A 3,979-nucleotide genomic window follows, 5' to 3' on the forward strand; every position below is an offset into this window, starting at 1 on the left:
GGGGAGCCTGGGATGTACTATCCCAGGCTCCCCGCTTCTAGCATGCCCATAACTTATCGTGCCTGCAACCAGCCGAGGTCATGAAACCTCTGCGGTTATGTAGCAGATTGAGCCGCTTATTTAAAGCGGTCCTCCGCCATGCCGTTCACGCGCACGTTCGGGCCAGCCGGCGCCTCCTTAGTGCCAACGATTGCGCCATTACGCACGCTCGGCGCCAGGTAGGATCCGCCAGCGCCACCGGCGCCGCCGCGCACCCATTCCAGGCCGCAGACCGGGCTAATGGCGTAGCTGGAGCCGGCGTTTCCGGGCGTGAAAAAGCCCGCGAGCACATACACTCGCAGGCTTTTCTACCCCTCAACCTTCAGAGGGCGTTAGACTAACCCTTAGTCTCGCAGAGGTACACCTTGGCCTCGCCGTCATAGACGTTAATGCCGGTCCTCATCGAGTTCATAGAGTTAGAGAGTTCACCCTGAATAACACGCGGCGACAGGTACGAACCACCCGCACCACCGGCACCGGAGAACTGCAGGTAGCTCACGCTCTGGCGGATACCCGCAGGGTTGTTATTCCACTTCTGAATGGTCGTAATAGCAGACAGCGCCAGTGCAGCACCCGAACCACCACCGCCGTAGCCGCCGCCACCGCCTCCGGACATGCGAACTGGTAGCCGTTGAACTCAGCAGCGGTCTCCTCAGCAGAGAATTCGATGCGCTCGCCGCCGGGCAGAGTCAGCACTTCAAGGTTCTTCGGGTCGTTATTGTCGAGCTGGTAGCTATAAGCGACAGCGCCGTTACCGCCCTTAGCCTTAAAGCCGGAGCCGCCCGCGTTACCTGCGGCCGAAGAGCTGTACAGCACCTGGTTATTCTGGCTGTCGTAGCTAAAGATATGGTTGGGGCTACCGGTCGGCACCTCGGGCTTAGCAGCGCCCGCTCCACCGGCGCCATTGTTTCCACCCTTACCGCCGTCAACAGATACCTTAGTGTTCAGGCTGTGGGTGTAGAACTGGGTGCCCGTAGTGGCGTCCTCGCCGCGAGTGCTCAAACCGCTACCCGCAAAGCTGCGGATGGGCGGATCGGTCGGGTGGTAATTCTTCGTCACGCTCACATCAAGAACAGCGGGGAAATGCTTAGCATGAGGCGCTGAGGTGTAGGAGTACGTGATGCCTCCGCCACCGCCACCACCGGCGACAGCGATGACTTCGCCGTCAATCAGCAGTGCCGAGGCGCCGCCACCGGGGTGTCCATAAACTTCAACGGTACCCTTAGGACCGTCTTTAAGTTCCCTCCAGTTAAGGGCGCCCGGGTAGCGTTTGGTCACTTCAGCCACCACTTCGGCAGGCATGGTGAATCGAGGTGCGTCGCCGCCGTCGCCGTAGCCACGCCCGCCTCGTGCCGGGCCGCCAGTCTTAAGACCAAACGGATAGGGAGTGCGGGCGTCACCGGAGCCGCCACCAGCAATGACACGAACCGTCTGGCCTGGCTTCACCTCAACGATTCCAATCGCGCGGGCACCCGAGCCGCTTTCGTGGCCGGTGTCGCTGACTCCACCACCACCAAAAATATCGAAGCGGATCCTATGCACGTTAGCGGGGACGGTGAATTCCTCTTCTACACGATAGTCACTATATCCCCTCAAGAACTTGTGGGGGCTTTCGGCAAAGACGCAGTCCAGGGATGCAGCGAACGCGGGAACAGCAGCCGAGGTGGCGATGACGGGGGCTGCCCACGCGGCACCCGCAACGACCCTGCGGCGAGAAATGTAAGTAGACATCAATGTCCTTCGGTGTGGTTAGTTCAGGTGCTCGCTCCCCTACCGCGCGCGGGGCGGCAGGCTGTGCCGGGCTGATGTTTCCCCGGAGGCGGGGCTCATCAGGTGCTACACTGCCGCCTCAGCTGTGAAGCGGAAAATGTGGTGCTTCAGGTGTGCGTGGTTGGGAAACGGTGACCTGGTGTTTCTCTATATGTGCACCGCTCATGCACTCAGCACTGCCCTTTTATTCATTCTGGCCGGTGTCTAAGAACGGGGAGGAGTCTACACCGAACCGTGTGTTCGGCGCCGGATGTTACCTCCTCTCCTACCCTACAGGTATAAGGCTCTAGTTGAGGGTCATCTCTGCTTATGCGACCAAATATTACGGGCACGCAAAAGCCCCGCGAGCGCATACACACTCGCGGGGCTTCGCATCAGACAAAGACTACCCGTTATAGACGTCTAAATTACTACCAGCCAAGATCACAGAGGTACACTGCCACGCTACCGTCAGATGCGAACTGATGTCCATCATGGTCGTTGTTAGCGCTGGAAATTTCCCCTTCTATAACATTTGGGGCAAGGTAGGACCCTCCTGCACCTCCAGCACCAGCTATCAATGTATATCCCACACTCTGTCGAATACCCTTCGGGTTGTTATTCCATTTCTGGGCAATCGTAATGCATGACTGTGAGAGGGCAGCACCGGAGCCGCCACCGCCGTAGCCACCGCCACCAGCACCGGACACAATAATCTGCGCGCCGTTAAAGTAGGGGGCTACGTCCTCGTACCCAATCTCGTATCGGTCACCATCGGGGGTTTCAATAACTTCCAAGTTACTCTTCTGGTATCCGTCTTCTGGCTCGTTGTTATCAAGCTGGTAGCTTATAGAAACTACGCCATCTCCACCTTTGCCTTGTAGTCCACCGGTACCAGGATTGCCTGCAGTCGAAGAACTATAAATGACCTGGTTATTCTGACTGCTAAAGCTAAAGACCCTGTTAGGGGTGCCCTTCAACACCGTGGGCTTGATGCCACCGGCACCACCGATGCCGTTGCCTCCACCCTTACCGCCTTCAACGTTTAGGTGAATACGCGAGTCCTGAGCGTAGTACATACGACCGGCCGTGGCATCATCCCCACGTGCTCGTTCAGCTGATCCACCCGCGCTATATGAAGGACCACTCGTGAGGTCTTCCGGACCAATCATACGAACATTTACAGTACCGGGGAAATGGTGCGCGTTAGGTGGGGTGGTATACGTTTTCGCGATGAAAGCTCCGCCTCCGCCGCCACCTGCAACCGCGATGACCTCCCCATTGACGAGAAGAGCAGACGAACCGCCGCCAGGGCAACCGTGAAGTTCGTCCATGGGGAGCTGAGGATTGTAACTGTTATCCCACTGCCCAGCCTCTGCCCAGCGGGATTCGACCTCACGCATAATATCTTGAGGAATTCTTACACTGGGAACACTACCTCCGTCTCCGAAACCTGCCCCACCTTGAATACCATCAAGTCGATATTCGCTGTAATCCTCCTCTTTACCATGTCCATAACCGCGGAGCCCAAACATACCACCGCCGCCCGCGACAACTTCGACAATAGCTGGAGTGTCAAGATCTATGATTCCGGTAACTTTCGCGCCCGATCCCCCTCGAGTGCTCTTTCCGTGAAGTGTGGCCCCAGCGCCGCCAATCAACTCAAATCGAAGCTTTACACCTGAGTAGCGGCGGTGAACGTATTCTTGTTCTTCCACACGGCGGGTATTATCGCCGTTGATAGAGATAAAAGGCGTGTCTGAAAAAGTAGTACATTCAGGAGACGCAGCGTAAGCTGGCACTACTGAAGAGGCCGCAATGACAGGGGTTGCCCAGGCGGCACCCTTCACGACCTTACGGCGAGAAATATGAGACATCACTGTCCTTCAATGGTTGGTGCAACCGTCCCAGTGCGCACTATCCCGGGGCGCGCCATCCTGGGTTGGTTACATGGTGTTTCTTAAAGTTTTGATGACCCAGCATAGACCTACATGCTGCGCATCAATGGAAAGTTCCCTGAGCCCGGCGACCATGCCGTGTTTTCTAAAGAACTTACCCCCACTAGGCTACACGTTCTATCTCCGCGCTGCCATGATTATCGTGCCGCAAACCCAACATTTTTGCATTTTATGCACACGAAAAGCCCCACGAGCGCGCACTGAACTGCCTCCCGTTTCTTGGACATCGAAAA

General features: G+C 57.1%; 4 protein-coding genes. All 4 read right to left on the reverse strand.

Going from position 1 to position 3,979, the window contains the following annotated elements:
- Window positions 1-116: 116 nt before the first annotated feature.
- The 4 genes from HMPREF2879_RS09110 to HMPREF2879_RS09380 all read right to left on the reverse strand — a co-directional run bounded on the left by HMPREF2879_RS09110 (window position 117) and on the right by HMPREF2879_RS09380 (window position 3,665).
- The gene (locus HMPREF2879_RS09110; protein WP_141753041.1) at window positions 117-329 is read right to left on the reverse strand and encodes a hypothetical protein; all 213 of its coding nucleotides are present in this window, start codon (window positions 327-329) and stop codon (window positions 117-119) included.
- A 47-nt stretch (window positions 330-376) separates the two neighbouring features.
- Window positions 377-538 carry a hypothetical protein gene (locus tag HMPREF2879_RS09580; protein ID WP_246822949.1) on the reverse strand — a complete coding sequence of 54 codons (162 nt, stop codon included), beginning with the start codon at window positions 536-538 and terminating at the stop codon, window positions 377-379.
- A complete protein-coding gene (locus HMPREF2879_RS09115; RefSeq protein WP_246822950.1) occupies window positions 535-1,770 on the reverse strand; it encodes a transcriptional initiation protein Tat in 1,236 nt (411 codons plus the stop codon). The genes HMPREF2879_RS09580 and HMPREF2879_RS09115 overlap by 4 nt, the downstream gene beginning before the upstream one ends.
- Before the next feature lie 449 nt (window positions 1,771-2,219).
- Window positions 2,220-3,665, reverse strand: a complete 1,446-nt coding sequence (locus HMPREF2879_RS09380; RefSeq protein WP_138187128.1) for a transcriptional initiation protein Tat — start codon at window positions 3,663-3,665, stop codon at window positions 2,220-2,222.
- Window positions 3,666-3,979: the final 314 nt, after the last annotated feature.

Source organism: Rothia sp. HMSC069C04, assembly GCF_001812895.1.
Lineage (GTDB): Bacteria > Actinomycetota > Actinomycetes > Actinomycetales > Micrococcaceae > Rothia.